The following is a 26,500-nucleotide window of genomic DNA, read 5'->3' as shown; positions in this document are numbered from 1 at the left end:
CTCAGCTCACCACTCCGGTCATGACGGCGACGGGTACGGCGACGAAGCCCGCGGTCAGCACGAGCGCGAGGCCGTTGGCGACGGCCTTGAGGGCGCGGTCGCGGGTGGCGCTGCCGGCGCCGAGGGTCTGGGCGGCGCTCCAGAATCCGTGTCTGATGTGCAGACCCACGGCGAGCATCGCGACGAGATAGATCACATTGCCGTACCAGGTGGAGAAGGTGGCGACGACGTTCTCGTAGGGGCGGCCCGGCTGGGCGTTCTCGTTCACGGTCAGCGTGGTCAGATCCAGGATGTGCCAGACGATGAACAGGGCGACGATGATCCCGCCCCAGCGCATCGTGCGGGTGGCGTAGCTCGACCGCCGGCGCCGGTGCACATACTTCTCGGGGCGGGCCCGGATGTCGCGCCTGCTGAGCTGGTACGCGGAGACCGCGTGCGCCACGACGGCGGCGAGCAGCACGATCCGGACGATCCACAGGGCCCACTCGTGGTGCAGGACGGGGGCGCCCATGGTGCGCAGCCAGTGGCCGTACGCGTTGAACTCGTCCGGTCCGAAGAAGACCTTCAGGTTGCCCATCACATGGGCGACGAGATAGGCGAGCATGATCAGTCCGCTCACCGCCATGACGGTCTTCTTGCCGACCGTCGAGCCCCAGAAGGTGCGCCGGGGCCGCCCGGTGGAGGGGGTCCGGTCCTTCGGGCCCCCTGGTGTCCGCTGATCCGTCCGCGTTTCCAGAGCCATGAGCCGAACGTTAGGACCGCGGTCCTCCAGAGGTCCAAGACATGATCTGGCTGATCTCCATAGGTGTGGCCTATGGTGCGAGCATGCAGTTCCAGCAGCTCGTCTACTTCGTGGCCGTCGCCGAGTCCCGGCACTTCACCCATGCGGCCGAGCGGGTGCATGTCTCACAGCCGTCGCTCTCGCAGCAGATCCGGGCGCTGGAGAAGGAGCTGGGGGCGGAGCTGTTCAGCCGGGCGCGGGGGAACATCGCGCTCACGGAGGCGGGTGAGGCGCTGCTGCCGCTGGCCCGCCGGATCCTCGCGGACGCGGACACCGCGCGGCACGAGGTCCAGGAGCTGGCCCAGCTCCGCCGGGGCCGGGTGCGGCTGGGCGCGACACCGAGCCTGTGCACCGGTCTGCTGCCCGATGTACTGCGCGCCTTTCACGACCGCCACCCCGGCATCCGGCTGCTGATCGAGGAGGGCGGCTCCCACGATCTCGTACGGCAGCTGGCGCGCGGCGCGCTCGATCTGGCGCTGGTCGTGCTGCCCCTGCCGCCCGCGTCCCCGGCCCTGACCACGGTGGAGCTGCTGCGGGAGGACCTGGTCGTGGTGTCCTCGGTGGCCTCCAGGGCGCCGAGGCGGCCGGCACGGATCGCCGACCTGCGGAATCAGCCGCTGGTGATGTTCCGCCACGGGTACGACCTGCGGGAGCTGACGGTCGCCGCGTGCCGTGCGGAGGGCTTTGAGCCGGGCTTCACCGTCGAGGGCGGTGAGATGGACGCGGTGCTCGGGTTCGTCCGGGCGGGACTGGGCGTCGCGGTCGTCCCGAGCATGGTCGCGGACCGGGCGGGGCCCGGACTGCGGGTCACCCCGCTCGCCCGGCCGGGTCTGCGGCGGACGATCGCGCTCGCCCACCGCAGCGATGTGGCTCCGCCACGGGCTGCACGGGAACTCCAGAGCCTGCTGCTCACCATGTCCCCGCCATAACCGACGGCGGGCCCGGGGCGGTCCCCGGGGAGCCCGGGTGGCCTGGGGCGACCCTCGGGTGCGGGGGTGGCCCCAGGGGGCCGGGGTGGCGGGGGCCTCGGGTGACCGGGTGACTTCGGGTCACGGGGGTGGCCCCGGGGGCCGAGGTGACCGGTTGATCGGCCGGCCCCGAGTGACGGGTGAGCCCAGCCGATGATGTCACCTCGGGTGACGGGGCAGGGTGTGTGCGCCTGGGGCCCGTTTCCGTCTGTCCCCCGGTGGCAGGCACGGCCTGCGGCCGTGTCCTCAATCGCCGGACGGGCTGTCATGGGCACCCGCCCCCGGAAAACATCCACCCCACCGGCCGACGCCCCCATCCAGCCTCACGGTCATTCCAAGCCGAGGAGCCGACGTCCACGCCCAGCCCCGCCGACCACCCCAACACAAGGAGCCGACGTCCACATCCAGCCCGCCGACCATCCCAAGACAAGGAGCCGACGTCCACATCCAGCCCCGCCGGCGATTGAGGCGCGGGGTCCGGGGCAGAGCCCCGCAAGGGCCCGACGTATGAAGGTCGCCGAAGCCCACGGCACGGTACCCGAGAACCACCCGCCTCCATCGGCGGCGACGGCGCCCTCTCCAGCCCCGCCGGCGATTGAGGCGCGCAGGGCCCCGGGCGGCGAAGACCCGAGGAAAGGCAGGCGCGGCCCCGCCGGAACGTGCCGACGAGGCCCCGCAGCCCGCTGGAATCAGATCGCGTCGGCCAGGGACAGCGAATGCAACTTGTCCGGCGGCCCCGGACGTGCGTAGTACCACCCCTGAGCCGTATCGCAGCCCAGCTCCCGCAGCTGATCCGCCTGGACCCCCGTCTCCACCCCCTCCACCGTGACCGCGAGCTCCAGGCTGTGCGCCAGGGACACGATCCCCTCGACGATCTTCAGATCGACGGGATCCACCGGCGCGTGCTGCATTCCCTTGGTGAAGGAGCGGTCCAGCTTCAGCACGCTCACCGGCAGGCGCCGCAGATTCGCGAGATTGGAGTACCCCGTGCCGAAGTCGTCGAGCGCGATGTCCACCCCCAGCTCGGCGAGCTGCCGCAGCGGCCTGAGCAGCCCCTCGTCCGCGCCGATGAGCGCGGACTCGGTGACCTCCAGGCACAGGGCCCCGGGTTCGAGACCCGCGCGTTCCAGCACGGCGACCGTGTCGGTGACGAGGCCGGGGTGCTGGAGCTGGGTCGGCGAGAGGTTCACATTGATCCGCAGAGGCACACCCTCGGTGCGGTGTTCCTGCCAGTACCGTGCCTGGCGTACGGCCTCCTGGAGGACCCAGCGGCCCAGGGGCACGATCAGCCCGGTGTGCTCGGCGAGCGGAATGAACTGGTCCGGACCGAGGACGCCGTGCTGCGGATGGGACCACCGCACCAGCGCCTCCGCGCCGTGCACCGTGCCGTCACCCATGTGGATCAGGGGCTGGTACTCGATGAAGAACTCACCGCGCTCCAGCGCCGCGGGCAGCGCGGTCGTCAGCCCGTGCCGGGTGATGGCCCGCGCGTCCAGCTCCGGGTCGGCCAGCTCATAGCGGTTGCCGCCCGCCGACTTGGCCCGGTACATCGTGATGTCGGCGCTGCGCAGCACCTCCGCGGTGGTGCGTCCGCGTGCGGGTCCCTCGACGATGCCGATGGACCCCCGGACCGTGAACTCGCGTCCGTCGACCCGGATCGGCATGCCCAGCGCGGAGAGTATGCGGGAGGCCAGCTCGCCGACCTCGTACTCCGTGTCGGGCCCGGTGGTCAGCGCCACGAACTCGTCGCCGCCGAGGCGTGCCACCATCTCGCCCGGTGCGGTGGCACAGCTCTGGAGCCGGTCCGCGACCTCGACGAGCAGCCGGTCGCCGGTGGCGTGTCCGAGGCTGTCGTTGATGGCCTTGAAGCCGTCCAGGTCGAGGTAGCAGAGCCCGAAGCGGGAGTCGCCGCCCGCGGTGAGCGCCTTCTCCAGCCGTTCGAAGAACAGCGTCCGGTTCGGCAGCCCGGTGAGCGCGTCGTGCGTGGCCTCGTAGCGCAGCCGCAGATTGAGGAGCCGTCTCTCGGTGGTGTCCTCCAGCAGTGCCAGCAGATACTGCGGACTGCCCTCGGGGTCCCGCAGCAGGGACATCGTCAGATTGGTCCACAGGACGGTGCCGTCGTGGCGGAAGAAGGGCTTCTCGACCCGGAAGTGCTCTCGTTCGCCCCGGATCAGCTCACGGTAGAGCTGCCCGATGTGCGGCCGGTCCTCCGGATGGACCCATTCGGTGACCCGCTTGGCCCGTACATGGTGTTCGAGCCCGCCGAACATCCGGGTCAGTGTCTCGTTCACCTCCAGGACATGGCCCCCGAGGTCCACGATCCCTATGCCGATGGCGGCTCCCTCGAACACGGCGCGCAGCCGGGTCTCGGTGGCGTGCAGCGCGTGTACGGCGTCGGTGCGGGCCTGGAGCGAGGAACGCGCTATGGCCTCCTGCTCGGCGAGCGTACGGTCCCGCAGCCCCTGGGCGAAGCCCGCGGCGACCGCGTGCTGGAGCCGGGAACAGCGGGCTCGGCTCTCCTCGACGGCCAGATCGGCCGCCCCGGCGTCGCCGCAGTACAGCACCAGATAGGAGTCGATGACCCCGAGGGTGCGGGTGAGCGCCTCGGGGTCGGTGCAGTGCACCTCGACGAGCCCTGCACCGATCCGCTGGGCCATCTGCGGGTCGAAGGGGCGGGCGTGCAGTGACTCGCTCAACTGCCGGGCCAGCGGCAGCAGATGCTCCTCGACCTCGCTACGGGTCAGGGATGTCGCCGTCACGGGAAAGACGGCACGGCTCCAGATGGTCGCGAAACGGCGGAGTCTGTCCTCATGACCGTCCGGGTCCGCCGTGGGACCCGATGCCTGCGACGGCGCCATCACGCCCTGTGCCCCACCCCTGCGAAGCCTGAGAAGGCATATGGGTCCTCCTGCTCGGCGGGGGTGTCCGGCCGCCAGTGCGGCATGGACACCAGTCCGGGCTCGACCATCTCGTACCCCTCGAAGAACCGAGCAATTTGCTCATGTGAACGCATGATCAACGGATTGCGGATGTCACGGTAGACGCCGACCGCGTCGGCCGTCTGCTCCTGCGACACCGGCACGCCGTCGTAGGCGGCGTGGGTGATGACGATCAGACTTCCCGGCGCGAGGGCATCCCGCAGTTCCCCCACCGCGCCGTAGGGGTCGTCCGAGTCCTCGACAAAGTGGAGCACGGCAACCAGCAGGAGCGCCACCGGCTGCCGGAGATCGAGGAGTTCACCGACCTCCGCGCTTTCCAGGATGTGCCGGGGTTTGCGCAGGTCGGCGGGGACGACGGCCGCCAGCGGGTTGGTTTCGAGCACGGCCCGGCCATGGGCGACCGCTACCGGATCGTGATCGACGTAGACAACTCGGGAGCGTGCGTTCGCGTTCTGCGCCACCTCGTGGACATTTCCGAATGTCGGAATTCCTGACCCGATGTCCAGGAACTGGGTGACGCCCCGCTCCACCGAGTAATTCACCGCACGGCGCATGAACGCCCGGTTCGCCTGCATGATCTTCGGCAATCCCGGCATGAACCGCATCGCCCTGCGGGCGGCTTCCCGGTCGACCTCGAAATTGTGCGAACCGCCCAAGTAGTAGTCGTACATACGGGACACGCTCGGCACCGATATGTCGATGCCGGGCGGTGCCCAGGCGGGACGCTCCATCGATGTCTCCAAGTCGCCACGGAGTAAGTCCGGCCATGTGCATGGCCAGTGTTCGAGCCGAGGCTACTGATCGCCCGCCAATTGGGCGAGCCCAAACGGAAATTCGCGGTCCGTTCTTGGTCACAGAACTCCGGCACGGCAACCGGCCCGCCTTCACGCGGGGGACGTGAGGCGGGCCGACCGGGCCGGAGTCGCGGCGAGGGGACTACTTGGGCGCTCCGACCGGCTTGCCCTGCGGGTTTACCGCGAACCAGGTGCCACCGACGCCCTGACCGTTGGTGTCACCGGCCTTGGCGTCGCCCGCGAAGGTGTAGAGCGGCCAGCAGTCGATGGTCTGCTGCTTGATTCCATCGGGACGATTGAAGGTGACAAAGCCCTTCTTCAGGATTCCCTTGGTGTCGTTCTTGTCGACGGGGGCGACAACCGGCCACTTCTTGAGGCACTCACCCGTGCAGGCCGTCTTCATCGGCCAGGCCGAGTCCTTCATGAAGCGGTAGACGGTCTTACCGTTCCTGTCGACGACGATCTCGCCGAGCTTGGGGTCCTGGCGGGTGGACAGGCCCACCTGATCGGCGGGCTGCCCGCCGGCGTCGCCGCCGCCACCGCCCGTACCGTAGCCGTCGGAGCCCGTCCCGGCACCCGCGCCGCCGCCTGCCTTCTTGCCGTCGGGCGCCGCGGCGAACCAGGTGCCGCCGACGCCCTGGCCCTTGGCGTCCCCGGCCTTGGTGTCCTTGGCGAAGCGGTACATCGGCCAGCCGCCGATGGTCAGCTGCTTGCTGCCGTCGGTCCGGGTGACCTCGCCGATCAGCGAGGCGTCGATGCCGGGCGCGGCCGAGGCGCCGCCCGCGGCGACAACCGGCCACGCCTTCGCGCAGTCGCCATCGCAATTCGACTTCGGCGGCGAGGCGGTGTCCTTGTCGAAGCGGTAGAGCGTCAGCCCCGCGCTGTCGGTGACGACCTTGCCGAGATCCGGACTGTTCCACACGGCCAGCTGCCCGGCCGGCTTGGCGGCCGTTCCCTGGGCGGTGGCGCCTCCCGAGCCGTAGTCCCCGTAGCCGCCGTTCCCGGGCTGGGCCTGGTTCGCGGAACCGACCGACTGACCGTTGGTGTTCTCCTTGCCCTTGTCCTGACCGCACGCCGTCGTCAGCGCGAGTACGGCCGCCGCAGTCACCGCGAGCGAGGCGTTCCGCCAGGTGTTCATGTCCACTCCCGTAGCTCATCCAGCCTGATGCGACGCCTTGGGTGCGTCGTTCATGGCCCTAGGTACGGACACGGGACGGCGATGTGTTCAACGCGGCCGGAAAAATCTTCGACACCTGTCCGGGGACCGCGGCCGAGGGGCCGGGGCCTTCTGCGGGGCGCGGTCCGGACCAGGGGAACGGGGTCCCGGCGGCCGCGCCGGCCCGGACGGGAGGGGCGTCGGCGGGGTGACACGCCGGTCGCGTCCTCCGGCCGGGCTACGGCCGTGACCCATTCGCCCGGCAGAGATCGCGGGGGAGGAGGGGGGCTCTTAGCGTTTCGGTCATCGAGGGGCATTCTGCCTTTGGGAAACAGGTTCCGCGGCTGCTCCTCGGGGACCCGGAGGAATACTCATGCGCGCGATACGTGCCGCATCCGCCGCTCTGCTGGGAGCGGCCGCTCTCGCCCTGCCCGCGCTCGCCCTGTCCGCTCCCCCGGCGGCAGCGTCCGAGGACGGCAAGGCGACCGTCTTCAGCGTCAATCCGTCGACCGTCGCGCCGGGCGGCCGCGTGACCCTCTCCGCGAACGCCTGCACCACGACGGCCACCGCCTCGTCGGGTGTCTTCGACACCGTGACGATCCGTCCCGGGACCACGGTGACGGCGACGGTGGACCCGGGAGCCCGGCGGGGTGCCCAGTACGCCGTACAGTTCACCTGCGGCAGTCAGCGCGGAACGGTCAATCTGACCATCGCGGGCGCCACTTCGTCGCCCACCACCAGTTCCACCGTGACGCCCCAGGGTGTACGGGGAGGGCTGGGCGGCAGCGTCGGCGGAGTCGGGGCCCGGGAGGTCGCCGTCGGCGGCGCACTGGTCGTGGCCGCGGCGACGGCGACCGGTTTCGTCGTCGTACGCAGGCGGGCCCACATCCGGCAGCACTGAACCCGGCATGTTCCGGCCACCCCGGGAACTGCCCCGACACAAGAACCCCGCGGCTCCGCCCGCGGACACGGCCGACGCCCGTCGCCCCGGATCCTGATCAGGGTCCGGGGCGACGGGCGTACGGGCCCGGCGGGAGGTCCGTCCGGTCAGGCACCCGCGCCGATCCTGCGGCGCCGGACGAGGAAGAGCGCGCCGCCGACCGCGGCGACGCCGACCAGCGAGGCGCCGACCACCGTCTCGGCGGAGGTCGGTCCGATCGAGCCCCCGAGTCCGCCGAGGGCTCCGCGGCCGGGGAGGACCGTGAAGTCCGCCGTCTCCACCCTCGGGCTGTTGTTGCACCGGACCGCGAGGTCGTACAGGCCCGGCGAGGCGAAGTCATGCACCCGGGCATGGGCGGTGGAGACGTTCCCGCGGCCGTCCCCGCCGATACCGCCGTTCCCGCCGTTTCCGCCCCGGTTGTCACGGTTATCGCGGTTATCGCGGTTATCCGTGTTGCTTCGGAAGTCATTGTTGCCCCTGCCGTCCCCACCGATACCACCCCGGTTGTCCCGGCCGTCCCCGCCGCCGGCGACACCGTTGTCCCGCCCGTCGCCACCGTTGCCGCCCCGGTTGTCCCTGCCGTCCCCGCCGCCCGCGACCCTGTTGTCCCGCCCGTCTCCGCCGTTGCCGCCGTTACCGCCCCGGTTGTCCCGCCCGTCCCCGCCGCCCGCGTTTCTGTTGTCCCGCCCGTCTCCGCCGTTGCCGCCCCTGTTGTCACGGTTGTCGGAGAGCCGGACCGTGGGGAAGGCGTTCGATGTGACCGTGCCACCACGGTTGCAGCCGTGGACGGTGATCGTCAGGGTGCCCCCCTGGTGGACAGCCCGCGGGTTGACGGACACATGGAACGGGCCCGTGTCCCGGCTGTCGCCGCCCGCGGCGGCCAGCGGGGCAGACAGCCCGACGGCCACGCACGCGACCGCGGTCACTGCGAGTGCGCGTGAAGCACGCATCGTGTACCTCCAGCGGAAGACGCCCCGAAGCGGCGCTCCGGGATAGTCGACGAGTACGCCTTCCATGACGAACCATCACCGGGCACACCACTCCTCGCATTTCGGCACTGGTCCACCCCGGTGACCGGGCCCGCCCCGACACGCCCGGACATCTCGCCGACGCCTGACGGAGCCGCAGGTCACGAGCCGTCAGAAGTTTCACGGGCCCCTCTGACACGGATGGATCACCCCGAGTGGCAGCCGCCACCCGTTCGCCCTTCTCTTCTCGCCAGGCCCGCCGCGCTCACTTAGCGTGCCCGTAGACGTCTGAAAAGAAGACAAAAGGGAGAATCCATGGCCGAGGACTACAACGGCCCTGAGTCGAGGAAGCGCTCACCCTGGGGCGTACTGGCCCTGGTGATGCTCACGGGTATCGCGCTGATGAAGAACGGGGTGGATGTCGCCCTGGGCCCGCCGCAGCCCGCCGCGGCCGCCTCGCTCAACCGTCCTGAGGGGGAGACCTTCGCACCTCTCGCCACCCCCCGGTCCCTGGACTTCGCACCGGCCGAACGGGTACGGATCCCCTCGATCGGGGTCGACGCCCCGATCATGAAAGTGGGTCTCGATCCCGACGACTGGATCGAGGCGCCCCCGCCCGAGGACCCGAATATCGCCGGCTGGTACCAGAACGGCGTCTCCCCCGGCCAGCGTGGCACCGCGGTGGTCGTCGGGCATGTCGACAACAGCTCGGGGCCCGCCGTCTTCTACGGTCTCGGCTCGGTGGAGAAGGGCCGGCGGATCGAGGTGCCGAGGCTCGACGGCAAGACCGCGGTGTTCGAGGTGTACGGGGTGGAGGTGTACTCCAAGGACGATTTCCCCGGGGCCCGGGTCTACGGGGACACGGGCTACGCCGAACTGCGCGTGATCACCTGCGGCGGCGGTTTCTCCCAGGCGAACGGCTACGACGGGAACGTCGTCGTCTTCGCCCGGATGGTCAAGTCCCTCTGACCGGCGGCGCGGTACCCCGGCCGCGAGGCGGGCGGGGTACCGGGCGGCGATGCGGTGCCCGGCCCGTCCGGTGGCCGGGAACGGGCGCGTGCCCGGCGCTGGGAGCGGACGGCGGTGGTCGCGGCCGTCCGCGCCTGTGCCGGAGCCGGAGACCGTGACTCGTGCCGGTACCAGTACCGCCGGCTGTTCCGGTTCGGATGACGGTTCAGATGCCGGTGACGGTTCAGATGCCGGTAACGTTCCGTAACCGTTCTACCAGTTCGTACGCGGCGGAAGGCCGGGCATTCGGCACGGGCGCCTTCCTCCTCGCCAACACCGGCACCACCGCGGTCCGCTCCACCGCCGGGCTGACGTCCTCCGTCGCCTGGCGGGCCGCGGGCGGTACGCCGTACTGCGTCGACGGACAGGTCTACACGGCCGCCTCCGCGATCCGCTGGATCCGCGACCTGGGCTTCATCCGCTCCGCCGGCGATCTGGACACCGGCCCGGGCCCCAGCCGTCGGACCGGGCGTCCGGGAGACCGCCCACTCGTTCCGGCGGGCGGGCGCACCGGCGGGGACGCGCACGCTCAGCGGAACGGGACCGTGATGCGGTAGCCCGCGTCCAGCAGCTTCGGCAGATAGCTCCGCAGGGCCGCCACACTCTGCGAACGGTTGCCGCCCGCGTCGTGCGACAGCACCACCACGCCCGGACCCGCGCCCTCCACCACCCGGCGCACGATCGTCCCGGTGCCCGGCTCGGTCCAGTCGAGGGAGTCGACCGTCCAGGCCAGCGGCTCCATCCCCAGCTCCGCGCCGATCTCGAACGAGAGACTGTTCCAGGCACCGTAGGGGGCCCGGTACCACAGCGGCGGATCACCCAGGACCTTCTCGATGACCTCGCTCGTACGGCCCAGCTCACCGCGGATCCCGGACGGCGGCAGCTTGGGGATCAGCGGGTGCGACCAGGAGTGGTTGCCGACCACATGGCCGTCGTCGGCCATCTCCCGCAGCAGGCCCCGGCTCGCGGCCGCCATCCCCCCGCAGACGAAGAACATCGCCGGTACGCCGTAGCGGCGCAGCACGCTCAGGATGTCCGGCGTGTAGCGGGGGTCGGGACCGTCGTCGAAGGTCAGCACCATCGTCCGGCCGGTCTCCGGAAGCTGCAGAAACGGGTGCCTGCGTACGGGCGGCAGTGCCCGGCGCGCCTTCTCCGGCTGGTGCCCGGCCATGGGACTCAACCGGTAGGACGACGATTTCAGCGGCGGGGAACCGGCGAGCTGGGGACCGCCCGCCGGACGGGGGCCGCCCACGGAACCCGCCGCTCCGCCTCCGGCACGGGGACCGGCGGCCACCCCGCCCGGGGTCCCATCGGTGACGAGCAGCCCCGCGGTGGCGAACGCTCCGAGTCCGGCGACGAGGCGGAGCACCGATCGGCGGTCCGGTGGCGTCTGATCCTTCTTCATGACCAACTGCTCGCACGGTCAAGGGACCGAGACCGACACCAACACGCCCGTACGGACGAAAGCACCCGATGGGAGCACTCGAACACGCGGGTGGCGATTCTGGTGTTCCCGCACCCCGGACTCCCGTACGGACAGCTCACCCACACAGGGCGCACCACCCGGGACACTCATCGCACAGAACACTCGTCGCACGGAAGAGTCATCGCACGGGAGACTCATCCCACGGGAGACCTGTCACACGGAGGATCTTCAGTACGGGGTGCGCGGGGCCGATACCCGTCTCCTGCCCGCGTCTGCGGCCCGGAGCCCGTGTCAGGTGCGGCGGACCAGCGGGAAGGGGAGGGTCTCGCGGATCGTCAGCCCGGTGAGGAACATGACCAGCCGGTCCACCCCGATACCGAGCCCGCCCGTGGGCGGCATCGCGTACTCCAGCGCGTCCAGGAAGTCCTCGTCGACCTCCATCGCCTCCGGGTCGCCACCCGCGGCGAGCAGCGACTGCGCCATCAGTCTGCGCCGCTGCTCCACGGGGTCGGTCAGCTCCGAGTAGGCGGTGCCCAGTTCCGTACCGAAGGCCACGAGGTCCCAGCGTTCGGCCAGCCCCGGGTCGTGGCGGTGCTGGCGCGTCAGCGGGGAGACATCGGTCGGGAAGTCCTTGTAGAAGGTGGGCGGGCCGGTGCGTTCCTCGACCAGCCGCTCGTACATCTCCAGGACCACGTCACCGCGGGTGTCGCCGTGGGTGTGGGGCACGCCCGACGCGTCGCACAGGCGGCGCAGCTCGGCCTCCCCGGTGCCGGCGCCGATCTCCTCGCCGAGCGCCTCGGACACCGCTCCGTAGACCGTCTTCACCGGCCAGGGCCCGGAGATGTCGTGGGCGACAAGCTTCCCGACGGGTCCCGCCCGGTACGCGAGGGGCGAGCCGAAGGCGGCGGTGGCGGCGCCCTGGATCAGTTCACGGGTGAGATCGAGCATCACGGTGTAGTCGGCGTACGCCTGATACGCCTCCAGCATCGTGAACTCGGGGTTGTGCTTGTAGGAGACGCCCTCGTTGCGGAAGGTGCGGCCCAGCTCGAAGACCTTCTCCACGCCGCCGACGCAGAGCCGTTTGAGGTACAGCTCGGGCGCGATCCGCAGATACAGGTCGAGGTCGTAGGCGTTGATGTGGGTGGTGAAGGGCCGGGCGTTGGCGCCACCGTGGATCTGCTGGAGCATCGGGGTCTCGACCTCCAGATAGCCGCGGTCGAGCAGCCCCTGCCGCAGTGCCTGGACGATGGTGGAGCGGCGGCGTACGACCTCGCGGGCGTCCGGGGCCGCCACCAGGTCCAGATAGCGGCGGCGCACCCGGGCCTCCGGGTCGGCGAGCCCGTGCCGTTTGTCGGGCAGTGGCCGCAGGCATTTGCCGGTGAGATGCCAGCCGGTGACGAACACCGACGGCTCGCCCTTGTCGCTGACGCCGGCCGTCCCGGTGGCGTCGATGTGGTCACCGAGGTCGATGTCGCCGGTGAAGCCCTTGAGCACCCCGGGCGCGCAGCGGTCCCTGGTGAGGACGATCTGGAGGTCCCCCGACCAGTCCCGCAGTACGGCGAAGACGACACCGCCGAAGTCGCGTACGGCCATCACCCGGCCGGCGACCGTCACCGTCCGCCCGGTCCACTCGGTGAGGCCGTCCCGGATCTCGGCGAGGGTGGCGGTGCGCGGGGTCGCCACGGGGTACGGATCGACACCGGCCTCGCGCAGCCGTTCCAGTTTCCGGTGGCGGACGCGGACCTGTTCGGGCAGCGGGCGCCGGACCGCCTCCGCCGCGGGTCCCGGGAGCCCGAGGGCGTCGATGGACGGGAGGCCCTCGGTGCTGACGGGTGTGGTCAGGCCCCGGGAGCGTCCTCTGCCCCACAGGGTGCGCAGGCTCGGGACGGAGACGAAGCCCTCGGCGATGCCGGAGGCGAGTCCGACGCGGGCCAGGGAGCCGGCGTCCCCGTAGCAGAGGAAGCGCGGGTACCACTCGGGGCGGTACTTCACATTGGACCGGTACAGGGCCTCCAACTGCCACCACCGGGAGAAGAAAAGCAGCAGCCCGCGCCACATCCGCAGTACGGGGCCCGCGCCGATCCGGGCGCCCTCCTCGAAGGCGGAGCGGAAGACGGCGAAGTTGAGGGAGATCCGGCGGACGCCGAGCCGGCCCGCCCGGTCGCACAGCTCGGCGACCATGAACTCCATGACGCCGTTGGGCGCGGCCCGGTCGCGGCGCATCACATCGAGGGAGATGCCGTCCCCGCCCCAGGGCACGAAGGAGAGCAGCGCCATCAGCCGTCCCTCGCCGTCGTACGCCTCGACGAGCAGGCAGTCGCCGTCGGCGGGGTCGCCGAGGCGGTCGAGCGCCATGGAGAAGCCCCGTTCGGTCTCGGTGTCGCGCCAGGTGTCCGCCCGCTCGACGACGGTCCTCATCTCGTCGGGGGTCAGGGCGGAGTGACGGCGCACCCGGACGGTGGCCCCGGTCCGGCGCACCCGGTTCACCGCCTGCCGGGTGACCCTCATGTCCCGGCCGTCGAGATCGAAGCGGGCCACGTTCAGGATGGCCTCGTCACCGAGCTGGATCGCGCCGAGTCCGGCGCGCGCGTAGACCCGGGCGCCGGACTCGGAGGCGCCCATCACCGCCGGGGCCCAGGCATAACGCCGGGCGACGTCCAGCCAGGCCGCGACCGCCGGTCCCCATGCCTCCCGGTCGCCCACGGGGTCACCGCTGGCGAGGGCGACTCCGGCCTCGACACGGTAGGTGACCGCCGCCTTGCCACTGGGCGAGAAGACGACGGCCTTGTCCCGGCGCGTGGCGAAGTAGCCGAGCGAGTCGTGTGCCCCGTACGCACTGAGCAGGGCGCGGATCCGGGCCTCCTCGTCGCCGTGGAGCGCGGCTTCCATGCGCTGGGAGCGGAAGAGGGTCGCGGCCGCGGCGAGCAGCGCGACGGCGCCGAACAGGCCGAGGAGGAAGAAGAGGAAACGGGGCGGCCGTCCGTCGAACTCGTCCGTGGACACCAGCCCGCCGAGGACCCGGTTGGCCGCCCACAGCAGCCGCTGCGGCTGCGGCAGACCGCCGGGGAACAGCTCCACCAGTCCCCATCCGGCGAGGATTCCGAGACCGAGACCGGTCAGGAGGACGAGCAGGGCCCGCCGGAAGGCGCCGTGCCGGGTCCGGGCATAGAACTCGCGGCGCGCCACCACCAGCACCGTCAGCGCGAACGCGCACAGCACCAGATTGGCGGCCCAGGTCCACTCCACGACGAGGACCATCAGCAGGATGTCTGCGAGCACCAGCAGGGACAGATAGACGACCACCAGCCACCAGGCCGTCTTCTTGCGGGCCCCGACGGCGGCGGCGAGCAGCAGCAGGAAGACGGCGTAGGCGAGGTTGGCGCTCACGGGTACGACGACGACGTCCAGGAATCGGGTCACCGGACGCAGCAGGTTCCGCAGCGGTGGGATCAGCGCGATGGCCGCACAGTACCCACCGAGCAGAGCGAAGATCATCGCGAAGGCGCCGGGCACCCTGCTCGTCGAGAGGCGTCGGACCGAAGCGGGCTCCTCCACGGTGGCGCTCATGAACAGACTCTAAAGAAGCAGTCGACGGCCCGCCTGTCGGAGCGGTTAGCCTCGATGGTGTGACAGATCGACGGTCCCCCCAGTTCGAACGCGGCACCGACGGACCGAAGGTCATCGTCGCCGGTGTCGACGGCTCCGACTCGTCGCTGCGTGCGGTGGCGTACGCGAGCGGTCTCGCCCGCCGGCAGAACGCGCTGCTCGCGATCGTCTACATCCAGCCGGTGATGCCCGCGGGCGCGGCGCTGGGAGCGCCCGTCTCGGATGCGACGAGCGAGATCGCCGAGGGCCTGGTCGCGGAGATCCGGTCCGCGACCGAGCGGGTACGGGACATCTGGGACGTGCGCTGGGAGTTCCACACCTTCCCCGGCGACCCGTACAACGGCCTGGTGACCGCGGCCGACGAGCTGAAGGCGGACGCCGTGGTGGTGGGCCTCTCGGAGTCGGCGGGCCACCGCTTCATCGGCTCGGTGGCGGTCCGCCTCGTGAAGACGGCCCACTGGCCGGTCACGGTGGTCCCCTGACCCGGTACAAGGGCACGCACGCCGCGAGGCACCCTCAGCCCCGCCGGCGATCGGTGCGCAGGGGTTCGGCGATCAGCAGCCCCCACCCACACCTCCCGCACTGAAGACGCAACATCACCACATTCAGCCCCGCCGGTGATTGAGGCGCAGGGCTTCGGGGGCAGCGCCCCCGACAAGGACACCCACCCGGGCGGAACCGGTCACACCAGGCCACCCCCGGAAGGCAACCGCGGTCACACCCGACCGCACCCGGGGCCGGGGCCGGGCCGCCCCGGTGACTCAACGCCCCATCGTGAGACCGTCCTTCGCCGCGCCCCGAGCCAGCACCGCCTCGCTGATCTCCTCCTGCGCCTCGCGGTAGTCCTCACGCGCCTCCTCCTCGGCCAGCGCGTCCGGCAGATTGATCACCCGGCCCGCGTCCGTGTCCATCATCTGCGGTACGAACTCCGCCTTGGTCACCTCCCAGCGCCCTCCCGCCTTCCCCGGCGGCGAGAAGGTGAAGCGGCCGATGGAGCCCTGGTTGCCCCGCGGGTCGAGTCCCCCTGAGTAGTTGAACATCGTGCCCGCGACCTGGTCCCCCATGCCGTACACGACCCAGGTGCCGTTGACCTTCTCGTATGCCTGGGGAACGTGCGCATGGGTGCCGATGATCAGATCGATGTCGGGGCGTCCGGCGGTCCTGGACGCGGTCAGACTCTTGGCGAGGCCCAGTTGCCGCTCATCGGGGTCGGTCTGCCACTCCGTGCCCCAGTGGAGGCTGATGACGACCACGTCGGCACCGGCCTTACGGGCGGCACGGGCGTCGGCGAGGATCTTCTTCTCGTCGATGAGGGCGACCGCCCAGGGCCGTCCGTCGGGCTGCGGAAAGCCGTTGGTCCCGTAGGTGTAGGCCAGTTGCGCGACCTTGGCGGTGCCCGCCTTCAGCCAGGCGGGGGTGGCCGCCTCCGCGGCCGTACGGGCGGAGCCGCTATGTCTGATGCCCGCCGTGTCCAGTGCGTCGAGGGTGCGCTCGATCCCGTCCGCGCCGTCGTCCAGGGAGTGGTTGGAGGCGGTGGAGCAGGCGTCGTAGCCGGTGGCGGCGAGGCCCCGGGCGATCTGCGGCGGTGAGGTGAAGGTGGGGTAGCCCTGGTAGTCGCCCTCCTCCCCGTACACGGTCTCCATATGGCAGATCGCGAGATCCGCGCCGGAGACGACAGACCGCACGCCCGCGAGCATCGGCCGGAAGTCGTAGCCGTCGCCCCGGGAGTCCTCCCTCGCCCGGCGGATGACCGAGTCGTGCGGCAGGACGTCACCACTGGCCACCAGGGTGAAACCGCGCTCCGGGGCGGTACCGGTCGTGGACCCGGACGAGCCGGCCGGGCGCCGGCCCTGAGCGGCCGGGTCGCCGCCGGGCCCGGCGCACGCGGCCACCGCCCCGAGCAGCAGGGCGGCGACGGCGGCGGTTCCGTAGCGCGAGCGCTGTCCCATGAGCGGCACCCAACCCATCCAAAGAGAATGTAATACGACAATCCGAATGCACAGGGAGAGCCGCACGGAGTCAAGCGACGCGGCTACGGGATCGCCGGAATCGGCCCGAAGATGACCCGAAAGGGTCTCGAAGCACCCCCGAAGTGAACCTCGAACGACGCGAACCAGACGGGATCGGACACAAGCAGAAATCAGGCGCCCCCGCCGGATCGGATCGATCGATTTCCACCCCGGCCGATCCCTGTCGATCGGCTTCGGTCGCGAGCCGGGGACGCCGCCCCGAGCCCCTTGACCGACGGGTCCGATCTCCGACTGCTTCGATCATGTCGTTCGCCGTTCAACGGCCCGTTCCCCCCGCCGCCCGGTTCCGGCCACCCGCTCGTCGCACCACTCGCCGCTCGGAGCGACCGCTTGCCGAGGACCGGGGCGAGCCCGCTGTCACCCGGCTCCGGGATGCGTTCGTATACGCCTCACAGCCCGGACACCTCACAGCCCCGACACCCGACAGCCCCGACACCTGACGGCCCGTACCGCCCCGGGGCCCCGGCAGCACGGCGACCCGCTCCTCTGTGAACCCCTCGCTCCGCCCGAATCCGCCCCCCGCCATCCACGACTCCGCGCGAAAGGGTGTTGGCCATGCCGACGGCGACCGTGACCGCTTCCTCGACCACCGACGAGCGGACCCTCGCGGATCTGCAACGCGAACACGGCCCCGCGCTGCTGAGCTTCCTCCAGGGCCTGACCTACGGGGACCAGCAGCGGGCCGAGGACCTGCTCCAGGAGACACTGGTACGCGCCTGGCAGCATCCGGAGGCGTTCGCAGCCCCGTACGCGTCGATGCGGCCCTGGCTCTTCACCGTCGGCCGCCGCCTCGCGATCGACGCCCGCCGCTCCCGGCTCGCCCGCCCCACCGAGATCGGGGACAGTGTGCTCGCCACCACCGCCGACCCCTCGGACATCACCGAGACGGCTGTCGCGGCGCTGGATGTGCGCGCGGCGGTCGGATCGCTGAGCCCCGACCACCGGGCGGTGCTGGACCGGCTCTACTTCCAGGGGCTGAGCGTGAACGAGGCCGCGCGGTCCCTCGGCATACCCCCCGGCACGGTCAAGTCCCGCTCGTACTACGCGCTGCGTGCCCTCGCCCGCTGCCTCCCCGGCTATGCCCGCCCCCGCCGGGCGGCGGCCTGACCCACCGGCGCGCTCCCCCGTTACGCCTCCCGGCACACGGCCCCCGCTCCTCCCCCGCCCCCAGGGGTGATCACCGGGAGATCACGCCCGTCCCGGACGTCCCGCCGGTATCCCCGTCCCCCTGTGGTCACGGCGATCGGGCCGCAGTATGCGAAACGTCACGGTGAAGTTGAGTAAAGACGGGCGCGCGGCCGTGTCACTCGGTGGAGGCTCGACTCCGAGTCGACACGCAGTCGTCCGGAAGAAGGTGGGAAGGTGCAGCCCGAGAGCACGAACGGCACCAGCGGAGAAGCGCTGGCAATCCCCATGGCGTGGCTCTGCGCCGAGTACATCGCCGACGAGATGCTCCGTACGGGCGCTCTCGTGGAGAACGGCACGCTGGAGTACCGGGCGGGCCGGGAAACACTGGCACTGACCATCTATCTGTGCGACAGCTCCGGCGAACTCGCGGGCGCGCGGGCGGTGGCCCGGATAGAGGAGTGGCTCAACCTCACCTCGTACGGCCATCCCTGGCCGGAGTGGGCGCGGGAGCGGCTGGCCGCCCGGGAGGAGCGCGAGCGCGGACTCGGCGGAGTACCGGACCCGGATCTGGCGCTGGCGAAGGACTCCTGGAGATGGCTGCGGCAGACCGAACTCCTCGCCGCCGACCTGGGCGACTCCGAACCCTGGCATCCCGCCAACCCGCTGGACATGACCGTGGACGAGGGCGAGCAGATATGGACGCCTGCCTGGCAGCTGGGCCTGCCGCTGAGCCATCTGGCGATCCATCTCTTCTGATCCGCTCCCGCGACGACCGGACCGTCCGGTTCCCCTGCCCCTGCCGGTCCGGCCCTCCCCTGCCGGCGGCCGGCCCAGGGGATCGGTGCCTCCACGGTCAGCCCCACTCCCGTCACCCGGGAGCGGCGGGCCCGGCCGTCACCGTGACCGTGACCGCCCGCCCGGCTCACCCCGGGGAGGACGGGCGGATCAGCAGGCCCCGTTCCAGCGCGACCACCACCGCGTGCGTACGGTCGCTGACGTCCAGCTTGGCGAACACCCGCAGGAGGTGCGTCTTGACCGTGGCCTCCGCGATGAACAGCTGCCTGCCGATCTCCGCGTTGGACAGTCCGTCGGCGACACCCCCCAGGACCTCGGCCTCCCGGGACGTCAGCGGGATCCGGGCGGGCTGCCGCATCTTCGCCACCAGGCGTTCGGCGACCCGGGGGGCGAGCACGGTCTCGCCCCGGGCGGCGGCGCGGATCGCGTCGCTCAGCTGGTCCTGGGTCGTGTCCTTGAGCAGATAGCCGATGGCGCCGGCCTCGACCGCGCGCTCGATCTCGGCATCGGTGTCGTACGTGGTGAGGATCAGGACCCGGGTCGGCGCGGGCCCCGCCACGATGCGGGCGGTGGCGTCGACCCCGTCCATGACGGGCATCCGGAGGTCCAGCAGCGCCACATCGGGCAGCAGCCGTTCCGTGAGGTCCACGGCCTCCCGGCCGTTGTCGGCCTCGCCGACGATCTCGATGCCGGGATCCGTCGCGAGCAGCGCGGCGACACCCGCGCGCATCACCGTATGGTCGTCGGCGAGGACGATACGCAGGACGCGCTCCTGCGGGCTGTTCGTCGGCATCTCACACCTGCCCGTTGTCGGGGATCACGGCGAGGACGAGCGTCCCGTCGCCGATGGAACTGGTGACGGTCAGCTCACCGCCGAGTTCGGCCAGCCGCTTGCGCATACCGTCGAGGCCGAACCCCCGGGACTCCTCCACGACGAACCCGCTCCCGTCATCCGTGACTTCGAGTTCGACGCCGTACGAGCGGCGGGCGAGGACCACCGCCACCGTCGAGGCGCCCGCGTGCTTGCGGACATTGGCAAGCGACTCCTGGAGACAGCGCAGCAGGGCGATCCGGGTCGGCTGGTCGCAGCTCACCTCGCCGAGTTCGGCGTTCACCCGGATATCGGTGTCCTCGGCGAACCGGTCGAGAACCCGGCGCAGGGTCAGCGACACCGGGCCCGGCGTGAGGCCGCTGCTCGGGGCGGAGCCCACGAGCACCCGGGCCTCGGCGAAGTTCTCCCGTGCCGTCTGCTCGATCGACCGCAGCTGCTGCGCGGTCCGCTCCGGGTCGGACTCCAGGGCGGTACGGGCGGCACCGGCCAGGACGACGATCGAGGCGAACCCCTGGGCCAGGGTGTCGTGGATCTCCCGGGAGAGGCGCTCGCGCTCCTCGGTGGCTCCCTGCTCCCGCAGCGCCTCCGCCTCGATCTCGGCCAGCCGCTGCCGCGCCTGGTGGAGTTCGTCCGCCAGCCGGTGGGCGCGGGCCTCGCTCTCCGCCGTCAGCACCCGGTAGGCGAGGCCGAGGAGCACGCCTCCCGCGAAGCCGAGGGGAACGGCGACGACATTGCCCGTGGTCAGCTCCGAGACCCAGCCGTCCGGTCCGGCCCTCAGCAGATCCCCCGCCACGACCAGCACGGCCGCCGCTCCGCTGAAGGCGATCGCCGTGGCCGGACGCGCCGAGTAGATCCAGAAGTGCGGCTGTGAGAACACGTACAGGGCCGCCCCGCCGCCCATCAGATACGAGACTCCGCCCAGGCCCAGGGCGAGGACGCACAGATGGTCGCGCGGCCGGAGGAGCGACTGGCCGGGGAAGAGGGCGGTCAGCGCGTAGCTGAGGCTGAGTACGGCCAGCAGCGCGAGCACGCCCGCTCGGTTGGCCGTGGGGTCGTCCGCCGTCGCGATGGCCGGCGGCAGCAGGCCGCAGAGGACCCACAGGACCGCGTTCCAGCGGTGGAGTGCCGGCGTGCCCGTCGGGCCGTTGAATGCCGGCGTACCCGTCACGGTGCCGGAGCGCGGTCCTTGTTTCATGGTCGTCAGCCTACGGTGACCGTGCGGGGGCTTTCCGGCTCCGGATCCGTGACCGGCCGCCCGCCCCGGAACCGTGTGGGCCACCAGACCCTGTCGCCGAGCAGCAGCATCAGCGCGGGAAGGATCACGATCCGGATGATGAAGGCGTCGATGAGCACCGCCACGGTCAGGCTGAAGCCGATCTGCTTCATCTCGATCAGATGCAGGGCGGCGAAGCTCGCGAACACCGTCACCATCACGAAGGCGGCGCTCGTCACCACCCCGGCGGAGCTGCCGATGCCGTCGATGACCGCCTGCCGGGTGGGCACACCGCGCTGGACCATCTCCCTGATCCGGCTGATCACGAACACCTGGTAGTCCATCGACAGGCCGAAGAGGATCACGAACAGGAACAGCGGGACCCTGGAGCCGATCGAGCCGGTGGAGTTGAAGTCGAGCAGCCCCTCGGCCCAGGTGCCCTGGAAGGTGAGAACGAGCACCCCGAGCGAGGCGGCGGCCGAGAGCAGATTGAGCACCACACCGATCAGGCCGAGCACCACGGACCGGAACGCCCACACCGTCATACCGAAGGTCACCAGCAGCAGGGTGCCGATGATCAGCGGCAGCTTGCTCTTCTGGTGCTCGGGATAATCGGCGTACCGCGCCACGTCTCCCGTCACCGCGCCCTCCGCACCGCTCAGCCGCTCCAGGGTCGCCGGCAGATGGACCGTACGGATCCGGTCGAGCGAGCGCTGGGCCTCGGTGGAGCTGACATGGTGCGGCACCGGCAGCTCCACCAGGGTGATCCGGCGGTCCGGGGAGGTCACGGGCGCCCCGGCACCCGTGGTGTCGCTGTCGGCCCGCGCCCGGCCGGCGAGTTCGCTCAGCGCGGAGGCCACTTCACCGGACTGCCCCGGCTCGGCCCGCACGACGACCTGGTGCATGGCCTTCAGTTCCGGGTAGGCCGCGTTCAGCCGGTCGTACGTCTGCATCACGGGGATGGTGCGGGAGTGGGTCTCACGGCCCATGTCGGTCAGATTGATTCCCAGCAGAGGGGCGGAGAGGGCGATCAGCGCGAGGGTGCCGGCGGCGAGGGTGGCCGCGGGGCGGCGGGCGACCCCGCGCAGGAGGGCCCCGGTGACGCCACCTCCGGTACGGGCCTTGCGGGACGCGCGCGGCTCGCGGGTCCTCCCGGTCTTTCGCGCGGCGGACTCGGCCTTACGGCGGGCCCGGCGCTCGGCACGCTCACCCAGGACGGCGAGCAGCGCGGGCAGCACGGTCAGCGAGCTGACGACGGCGACCAGGGTCACCACGACGGTGCCCGTGGCGATGGACGAGAAGATGACGTCGTCGACCAGGTAGAGGGTGGCGCTGGAGGCGGCGACGGCGAGACCGGAGACGACCACGGCCCGCCCCGAGGTGGCCGCGGCCAGCTCCACCGCGGCGTGCGGGCTGAGCCGGCCACCGGCACGGGCCCGTTCCTCCCGCTCACGCTTGAGATAGAAGAGGGTGTAGTCGACACCGACAGCCAGACCGATCAGCAGGATCACATTGGTGCCGACTCCGGCGTCCGGGAAGGCGTGCGAGGCCAGCATCGACAGCCCCACGGCCGAGACGATCGAGGTCAGCGCCAGGACCAGCGGGACCACGGCCATCGCGAACGAGCGGAACACGAGCAGCAGGGTCAGCAGGGTGACCGGCAGCGCGATCATCTCCGTACGGGCGAGATCGTCGCCGCGCAGCTTGTCGACGCCCTTGCCGATGGAGGGGCCGCCGACCTCCTCCACCCGTACCTGGGGATGGGCCTTCTGGACCTCGGCGGTCTGGGCCAGCAGCGGATCGACGTGCTTCTTTCCGTCGAGCTCGGGCCCCTTCATCGTCACATCGATCCGCAGGGCCTTTCCGTCCGACGAGGGGACGGGAGAGCCCACGGAACGGACTTCGGGCAGTTGCCTCATTCGTTCGGTGATGTCCCGGGCGGCGGCATCGGCCGCCTCGGTCTCCAGCGGTGCGCCGGGCTTGGCGGTGATCAGTACGCGCTCCAGCGGCCGCTGCTGCAGGCCGCCCTCGGCGGCCATGGCCTCCGCACGGCCCGCCTCGCCGACCCGGTAGTCCTCGGATGTGGCCGGATTGCCGCCGACGGCGATCCCGGCTCCGAGGCACAGGGCCACGAAGAGAAACCATCCGGCGATCGCGCGCCAGGGATGCCGGGCGCTCCAGCGTGCCGTCCTCACAGGGAAGTTCTTCATGCCGTCCATGCTGGTCGGAGGCACCCCTGCGGCATGAGGCCCGACCGGTTGGACCGGGGGTCCACCGGTCGGTGGACGGGGGGAGGCTTGTTTTTTGTGGCTCGGTTCAGTCGCCGGCACAACGGGTGAGGGGAGGGCAGGGCGCAGGCTCCTCTTCAGCTCACCCGCCGGGCACAACGGGTGAAGGGGGGCGCGGGCTCCCCTTGGGCACTCGCCAGGCACAACGGGTGAGGGGTCTCCGGACGGTGACCGACGCGCGGCCTATTTTTTGTGGCTCGGTTCTCCTCCGGGGGCCTCAAGTGTGCGTCGACGGTCGATCGTGCTCGACCACTCGTTCCTCGCGGCCTCCGCGCGTTCTCCCTTTCGACACCCACGGCCCCCTTCGGCTCACTCGCCAGGCACAACGGGTGAAAGGAAAAGAAAAGGGGTGCGGGACCTCGTTCACTCACCCGCCGGGACGCTTGGCCCCTTCGGCTCACTCGCCCAACGGGCGAAGGGAAAGGGAGCGGGATCTCGTCCACTCACCCGCCAGGCACAACGGGTGAAGGGGAGGGCGCGGGAACCCTTCGGCTCACCCACCGGGGCGCGGGGCCCCTTTCGGCTCGGCTGCCAGGCACGACGGGCGGAGGGGAAGGGGACGGGGCCTCGTCTGTTCACCCATCGGGCACATGGGGTGGGCGGAACGTGGGGGCGGTCCCCGCAGGGGGGCATGCGTGGTGTGGGTGGTCAGGGGAAGTCGTCCGGGGCCCGGCCCGGGGACGGGTGGACGCCGGCGCGGTACTTGGGAACGCGGACCGTGATCTTCATGCCCGCGCCGATGCCTGTTTCGATGACGAGCCCGTACTCGTCCCCGTACACCTGCCGGAGCCGTTCGTCCACATTGGACAGTCCAATGCCGGCGGAGGCCGGACGCTCCCCCGCGAGGATGCGGCGGAGTTCGGCCGGGTCCATGCCGACGCCGTCGTCCTCGATGGTCACCATGGCCTCAGCGCCCGCGTCCTGTGCCGCGATGGTGATCCTGCACTCGCCCGTGGAGTCCTCCAGGCCGTGCTTGACGGCGTTCTCGACGAGGGGCTGGAGGCAGAGGAACGGCAGTGCCACCGGCAGTACCTCGGGCGCGACCTGGAGGGTGACCTTGAGCCGCTCGCCGAAGCGGGCCCCGGCGAGCGCCAGATACTGCTCGATCGAGCGCAGTTCGTCGGCGAGCTGGGTGAACTCCCCGTGGCGTCTGAAGGAGTAGCGGGTGAAGTCGGCGAACTCCAGCAGCAGTTCACGTGCCCGCTCGGGGTCGGTGCGGACGAAGGAGGCGATCGCGGCCAGGGAGTTGAAGATGAAGTGCGGGGAGATCTGCGCCCGCAGGGCCCGGATCTCCGCCTCGATCAGCCGGGTCCGGGACCGGTCGAGTTCCGCCAGTTCCAGTTGTACGGAGACCCAGCGGGCCACCTCGGTCGCCGCCCGGACCAGTACGGCCGACTCCCGCGAGCCATAGGCGACCAGTGCGCCGAGGACCCCGTCCTCGCCGGTCAGCGGGGCGATCACGGCCCAGCGCAGCGGGCACTCCAGGTCCTCGCACGCGGTGTGGACGCTCTGGCCGCGGCCGGAGTCCAGCATTTCGGCGACGCGGACCATCACCCGCTGCTCGTGGTGGTCCGCCCCGGGGCCGTCCCAGGCGAGCACGGACTCGCGGTCGGTGAGACACAGCGCCTCGGTGCCGAGGAGGGAGCGCAGTCGCCGGGCGGCCTTGCGTGCGGTGTCCTCGGTGAGACCGGCCCGCAGCGGGGGCGCGGCGAGGGAGGCGGTGTGGAGGGTGTGGAAGGTGGCGCGTTCGACGGGTGTCCCGAGATCGAGGTCGGACCGGGCGCCGTGCCGCTCGATGAGGCGTCCGAGGGCGATCCCCGCCATGAGGAGGAGCACTCCGGCGGCTGCCAGGGCCACCGCTGCCGTACCGCTCATCGCTCCGCTCCTTCTGGTCCGGGCCGGCCGGTGAGATCCTCCGGCAGATGCAGCCGGGCCAGGATCGCGGTCGTCGAGGCGGGTATGTGGCGCGGGGTCGCGAGGGACACCAGCACCATGGTGAGAAAGCCCAGCGGCACCGACCAGACGGCGGGCCAGGCCATCAGGGTGTGCCCCCAGCCCTCGGGCGCCAGCCCGGCGCGGGTCGCCATCACCGCCGTGAGCGCCGAGCCCCCGCCGACGACGAGCCCCGCCGCGGCGCCCGGCGGGGTGAGCCCGCGCCACCAGATCCCGAGGACGAGCAGCGGGCAGAAGGAGGACGCGGAGACGGCGAAGGCGAGCCCCACCGCGTCGGCGACCGGGACATGGGTGGCGATCACGCTCAGGGCCAGTGGCACGGTCATCGCGAGCAGGGTCGCCAGCCGGAAGTGCCGTACCCCGCGCGAGGGCAGGACATCCTGGGAGATGACCCCGGCGACGGACATGGTCAGCCCCGAGGCGGTGGACAGGAACGCGGCGAACGCGCCGCCCGCGAGCAGCGCGCCGAGCAGATCTCCGCCCGCGCCGCCGAGCATCCGCTCCGGGAGCACCAGGACGGCGGCGTCCGCGTCGCCGGTGAGGGCGAGTTCGGGGGCGTAGATCCGGCCGAGCGCTCCGTAGACCGGGGGCAGGAGATAGAACACGCCGATCAGTCCCAGGACCACCAGGGTGGTGCGGCGGGCGGCGCGTCCGTCGGGGCTCGTGTAGAAGCGGACGGCGACGTGCGGCAGGCCCATCGTGCCGAGGAAGGTGGCGAGGATCAGCCCGTAGGTGGCGTACAGGTGGTAGCCGTCGCGGCCGCCGGACAGCGGCTGCGACCAGCTCGACGGGTCACTGCCGGAGGAGGCGCGCTCCGGCACCCGCGCGCCCTCGGGGAGCCCGAGGCTGGTGCCCCCGGCGACCCGGTGCGTGCCCTCGCCGAGGGTGACCGTGCTCCCCCGGTGCGCGGTGCCGTCGATCTCCCCGTCGACGGTGAGTGTCAGGGCTTCGTCCAGCCGGATCCGTACGGTGTCGTCGATGCGTACGGTGGTGTGCTCCCTGAGGACCGCGGGCGCGTCGAAGCCCGCGCGGGGGGCGTCGGCGGCGGCCCACGCGGCGATCAGGAACAGCGCGGGCACGAGCAGGGCAGTGAGCTTGAGCCAGTACTGGAACGCCTGGACGAAGGTGATGCTCCGCATCCCGCCCGCCGCGACCGCGACGGTGACGACCAGCGCCACGAGCACCCCGCCCACCCAGCCGGGCGCTCCGGTGAGGATCTCCAGGGTGAGGCCCGCGCCCTGGAGCTGGGGCAGCAGATAGAGCCAGCCGATGCCGACGACGAAGAGGCTGGCGAGCCTGCGCACGGCGGCCGATTCGAGGCGCGCCTCGGCGAAGTCGGAGAGGGTGTACGCGCCCGAGCGGCGCAGGGGGGCAGCGACCAGGACCAGCAGGACGAGATATCCGGCGGTGTAGCCGACGGGGTACCAGAGCATGTCCGGGCCCTGGAGGAGCACCAGTCCGGCGATACCGAGGAAGGAGGCGGCGGAGAGGTACTCTCCGCTGATCGCGGCGGCGTTGAGGCCGGGGTTGACGGTGCGGGAGGCCACGTAGAAGTCGGAGGTCGTCCGGGATATCCGCAGTCCCAGAGCGCCGATGAGGACGGTGGCGAGCACCACGGCGGTGACGGCGGTGACCGCGTACGCCTGGTTCACCGGACGCCGCCCGGGTGCGGGAG

At 71.3% G+C, this 26,500-nt stretch carries 19 protein-coding genes and 1 pseudogene; 7 read left to right on the top strand and 13 right to left on the bottom strand.

All coding sequences use genetic code 11. From position 1 onward, the window contains the following. Position 1: 1 nt before the first annotated feature. Positions 2 to 742 carry a succinate dehydrogenase gene (locus tag ACIBCM_RS05165; RefSeq protein ID WP_399240364.1) on the bottom strand — a complete coding sequence of 247 codons (741 nt, stop codon included), beginning with the start codon at positions 740 to 742 and terminating at the stop codon, positions 2 to 4. 83 nt (positions 743 to 825) lie between these two features. Between ACIBCM_RS05165 and ACIBCM_RS05160 the strand changes: the two genes are divergently transcribed. After that, the gene (locus ACIBCM_RS05160) at positions 826 to 1,710 is read left to right on the top strand and encodes a LysR family transcriptional regulator (RefSeq protein WP_399240794.1); all 885 of its coding nucleotides are present in this window, start codon (positions 826 to 828) and stop codon (positions 1,708 to 1,710) included. Positions 1,711 to 2,438: 728 nt separating this feature from the next. On the opposite strand, the gene ACIBCM_RS05155 is transcribed toward ACIBCM_RS05160, so the two are convergent. The 3 genes from ACIBCM_RS05155 to ACIBCM_RS05145 form a co-directional block, all read right to left on the bottom strand. Beyond that, the gene (locus ACIBCM_RS05155) at positions 2,439 to 4,607 is read right to left on the bottom strand and encodes a putative bifunctional diguanylate cyclase/phosphodiesterase (protein WP_399240362.1); all 2,169 of its coding nucleotides are present in this window, start codon (positions 4,605 to 4,607) and stop codon (positions 2,439 to 2,441) included. Beyond that, positions 4,607 to 5,419 carry an SAM-dependent methyltransferase gene (locus ACIBCM_RS05150; protein WP_399240360.1) on the bottom strand — a complete coding sequence of 271 codons (813 nt, stop codon included), beginning with the start codon at positions 5,417 to 5,419 and terminating at the stop codon, positions 4,607 to 4,609. The genes ACIBCM_RS05155 and ACIBCM_RS05150 overlap by 1 nt, the downstream gene beginning before the upstream one ends. Before the next feature lie 205 nt (positions 5,420 to 5,624). Then, positions 5,625 to 6,620 carry an SCO0930 family lipoprotein gene (locus ACIBCM_RS05145; RefSeq protein ID WP_399240358.1) on the bottom strand — a complete coding sequence of 332 codons (996 nt, stop codon included), beginning with the start codon at positions 6,618 to 6,620 and terminating at the stop codon, positions 5,625 to 5,627. Positions 6,621 to 7,011: 391 nt separating this feature from the next. On the opposite strand from ACIBCM_RS05145, the gene ACIBCM_RS05140 reads away from it, so the two are divergent. Further along, positions 7,012 to 7,539, top strand: a complete 528-nt coding sequence (locus tag ACIBCM_RS05140) for a hypothetical protein (protein WP_399240356.1) — start codon at positions 7,012 to 7,014, stop codon at positions 7,537 to 7,539. 146 nt (positions 7,540 to 7,685) lie between these two features. Here the strand turns inward: ACIBCM_RS05140 and ACIBCM_RS05135 are convergent, their stop codons facing one another. Next, positions 7,686 to 8,528: a hypothetical protein gene (locus ACIBCM_RS05135; RefSeq protein ID WP_399240354.1), complete on the bottom strand. Its 843-nt coding sequence runs from the start codon at positions 8,526 to 8,528 to the stop codon at positions 7,686 to 7,688. A 333-nt stretch (positions 8,529 to 8,861) separates the two neighbouring features. Here ACIBCM_RS05135 and ACIBCM_RS05130 point away from each other — a divergent pair, with 333 nt between their 5' ends. Both ACIBCM_RS05130 and ACIBCM_RS05125 read left to right on the top strand, forming a co-directional pair. After that, positions 8,862 to 9,515 carry a class F sortase gene (locus ACIBCM_RS05130; protein ID WP_399240352.1) on the top strand — a complete coding sequence of 218 codons (654 nt, stop codon included), beginning with the start codon at positions 8,862 to 8,864 and terminating at the stop codon, positions 9,513 to 9,515. 284 nt (positions 9,516 to 9,799) lie between these two features. Continuing rightward, positions 9,800 to 9,994, top strand: a pseudogene (locus ACIBCM_RS05125) (carbohydrate kinase); the annotation flags it as partial. 89 nt (positions 9,995 to 10,083) lie between these two features. Here ACIBCM_RS05125 and ACIBCM_RS05120 read toward each other — a convergent pair. Both ACIBCM_RS05120 and lysX read right to left on the bottom strand, forming a co-directional pair. Beyond that, positions 10,084 to 10,959, bottom strand: coding sequence for a polysaccharide deacetylase family protein (locus tag ACIBCM_RS05120; protein WP_399240350.1), 876 nt, complete (start codon positions 10,957 to 10,959; stop codon positions 10,084 to 10,086). A gap of 312 nt (positions 10,960 to 11,271) precedes the next feature. Further along, entirely contained in the window at positions 11,272 to 14,547 is a 3,276-nt protein-coding gene (gene lysX, locus ACIBCM_RS05115; RefSeq protein WP_399240348.1) for a bifunctional lysylphosphatidylglycerol synthetase/lysine--tRNA ligase LysX, read from the bottom strand. A 59-nt stretch (positions 14,548 to 14,606) separates the two neighbouring features. Between lysX and ACIBCM_RS05110 the strand changes: the two genes are divergently transcribed. After that, positions 14,607 to 15,068 carry a universal stress protein gene (locus ACIBCM_RS05110; RefSeq protein ID WP_399240346.1) on the top strand — a complete coding sequence of 154 codons (462 nt, stop codon included), beginning with the start codon at positions 14,607 to 14,609 and terminating at the stop codon, positions 15,066 to 15,068. A 279-nt stretch (positions 15,069 to 15,347) separates the two neighbouring features. Here ACIBCM_RS05110 and ACIBCM_RS05105 read toward each other — a convergent pair whose 3' ends face one another. Then, the gene (locus ACIBCM_RS05105; RefSeq protein WP_399240344.1) at positions 15,348 to 16,535 is read right to left on the bottom strand and encodes a CapA family protein; all 1,188 of its coding nucleotides are present in this window, start codon (positions 16,533 to 16,535) and stop codon (positions 15,348 to 15,350) included. Positions 16,536 to 17,171: 636 nt separating this feature from the next. Here ACIBCM_RS05105 and ACIBCM_RS05100 point away from each other — a divergent pair. Together ACIBCM_RS05100 and ACIBCM_RS05095 are read left to right on the top strand one after the other, a co-directional pair. Beyond that, the gene (locus ACIBCM_RS05100) at positions 17,172 to 17,723 is read left to right on the top strand and encodes a sigma-70 family RNA polymerase sigma factor (RefSeq protein WP_399240342.1); all 552 of its coding nucleotides are present in this window, start codon (positions 17,172 to 17,174) and stop codon (positions 17,721 to 17,723) included. Between the two features lie 255 nt (positions 17,724 to 17,978). Next, entirely contained in the window at positions 17,979 to 18,500 is a 522-nt protein-coding gene (locus tag ACIBCM_RS05095) for a hypothetical protein (protein WP_399240340.1), read from the top strand. 166 nt (positions 18,501 to 18,666) lie between these two features. Here the strand turns inward: ACIBCM_RS05095 and ACIBCM_RS05090 are convergent, their stop codons facing one another. The 5 genes from ACIBCM_RS05090 to ACIBCM_RS05070 all read right to left on the bottom strand — a co-directional run bounded on the left by ACIBCM_RS05090 (position 18,667) and on the right by ACIBCM_RS05070 (position 26,477). Then, positions 18,667 to 19,332, bottom strand: a complete 666-nt coding sequence (locus tag ACIBCM_RS05090; protein WP_399240338.1) for a response regulator — start codon at positions 19,330 to 19,332, stop codon at positions 18,667 to 18,669. A gap of 1 nt (position 19,333) precedes the next feature. Next, the gene (locus tag ACIBCM_RS05085; protein ID WP_399240336.1) at positions 19,334 to 20,566 is read right to left on the bottom strand and encodes a sensor histidine kinase; all 1,233 of its coding nucleotides are present in this window, start codon (positions 20,564 to 20,566) and stop codon (positions 19,334 to 19,336) included. A 5-nt stretch (positions 20,567 to 20,571) separates the two neighbouring features. Next, positions 20,572 to 22,794, bottom strand: a complete 2,223-nt coding sequence (locus ACIBCM_RS05080; RefSeq protein WP_399240331.1) for an MMPL family transporter — start codon at positions 22,792 to 22,794, stop codon at positions 20,572 to 20,574. 726 nt (positions 22,795 to 23,520) lie between these two features. Beyond that, positions 23,521 to 24,747, bottom strand: a complete 1,227-nt coding sequence (locus ACIBCM_RS05075; RefSeq protein WP_399240329.1) for a sensor histidine kinase — start codon at positions 24,745 to 24,747, stop codon at positions 23,521 to 23,523. Then, on the bottom strand, positions 24,744 to 26,477 hold the full coding sequence (locus ACIBCM_RS05070; protein ID WP_399240327.1) for a cation acetate symporter: 1,734 nt from the start codon (positions 26,475 to 26,477) through the stop codon (positions 24,744 to 24,746). Before ACIBCM_RS05070 ends, ACIBCM_RS05075 begins: the two co-directional genes overlap by 4 nt. Between the last annotated feature and the right edge of the window lie 23 nt (positions 26,478 to 26,500).

Source organism: Streptomyces sp. NPDC051018, from assembly GCF_044456085.1.
Taxonomy (GTDB): Bacteria; Actinomycetota; Actinomycetes; order Streptomycetales; family Streptomycetaceae; genus Streptomyces.
The sequence above is the reverse complement of the archived record's forward strand: the minus strand, read 5'-3'. Positions and strand labels throughout refer to the sequence as shown.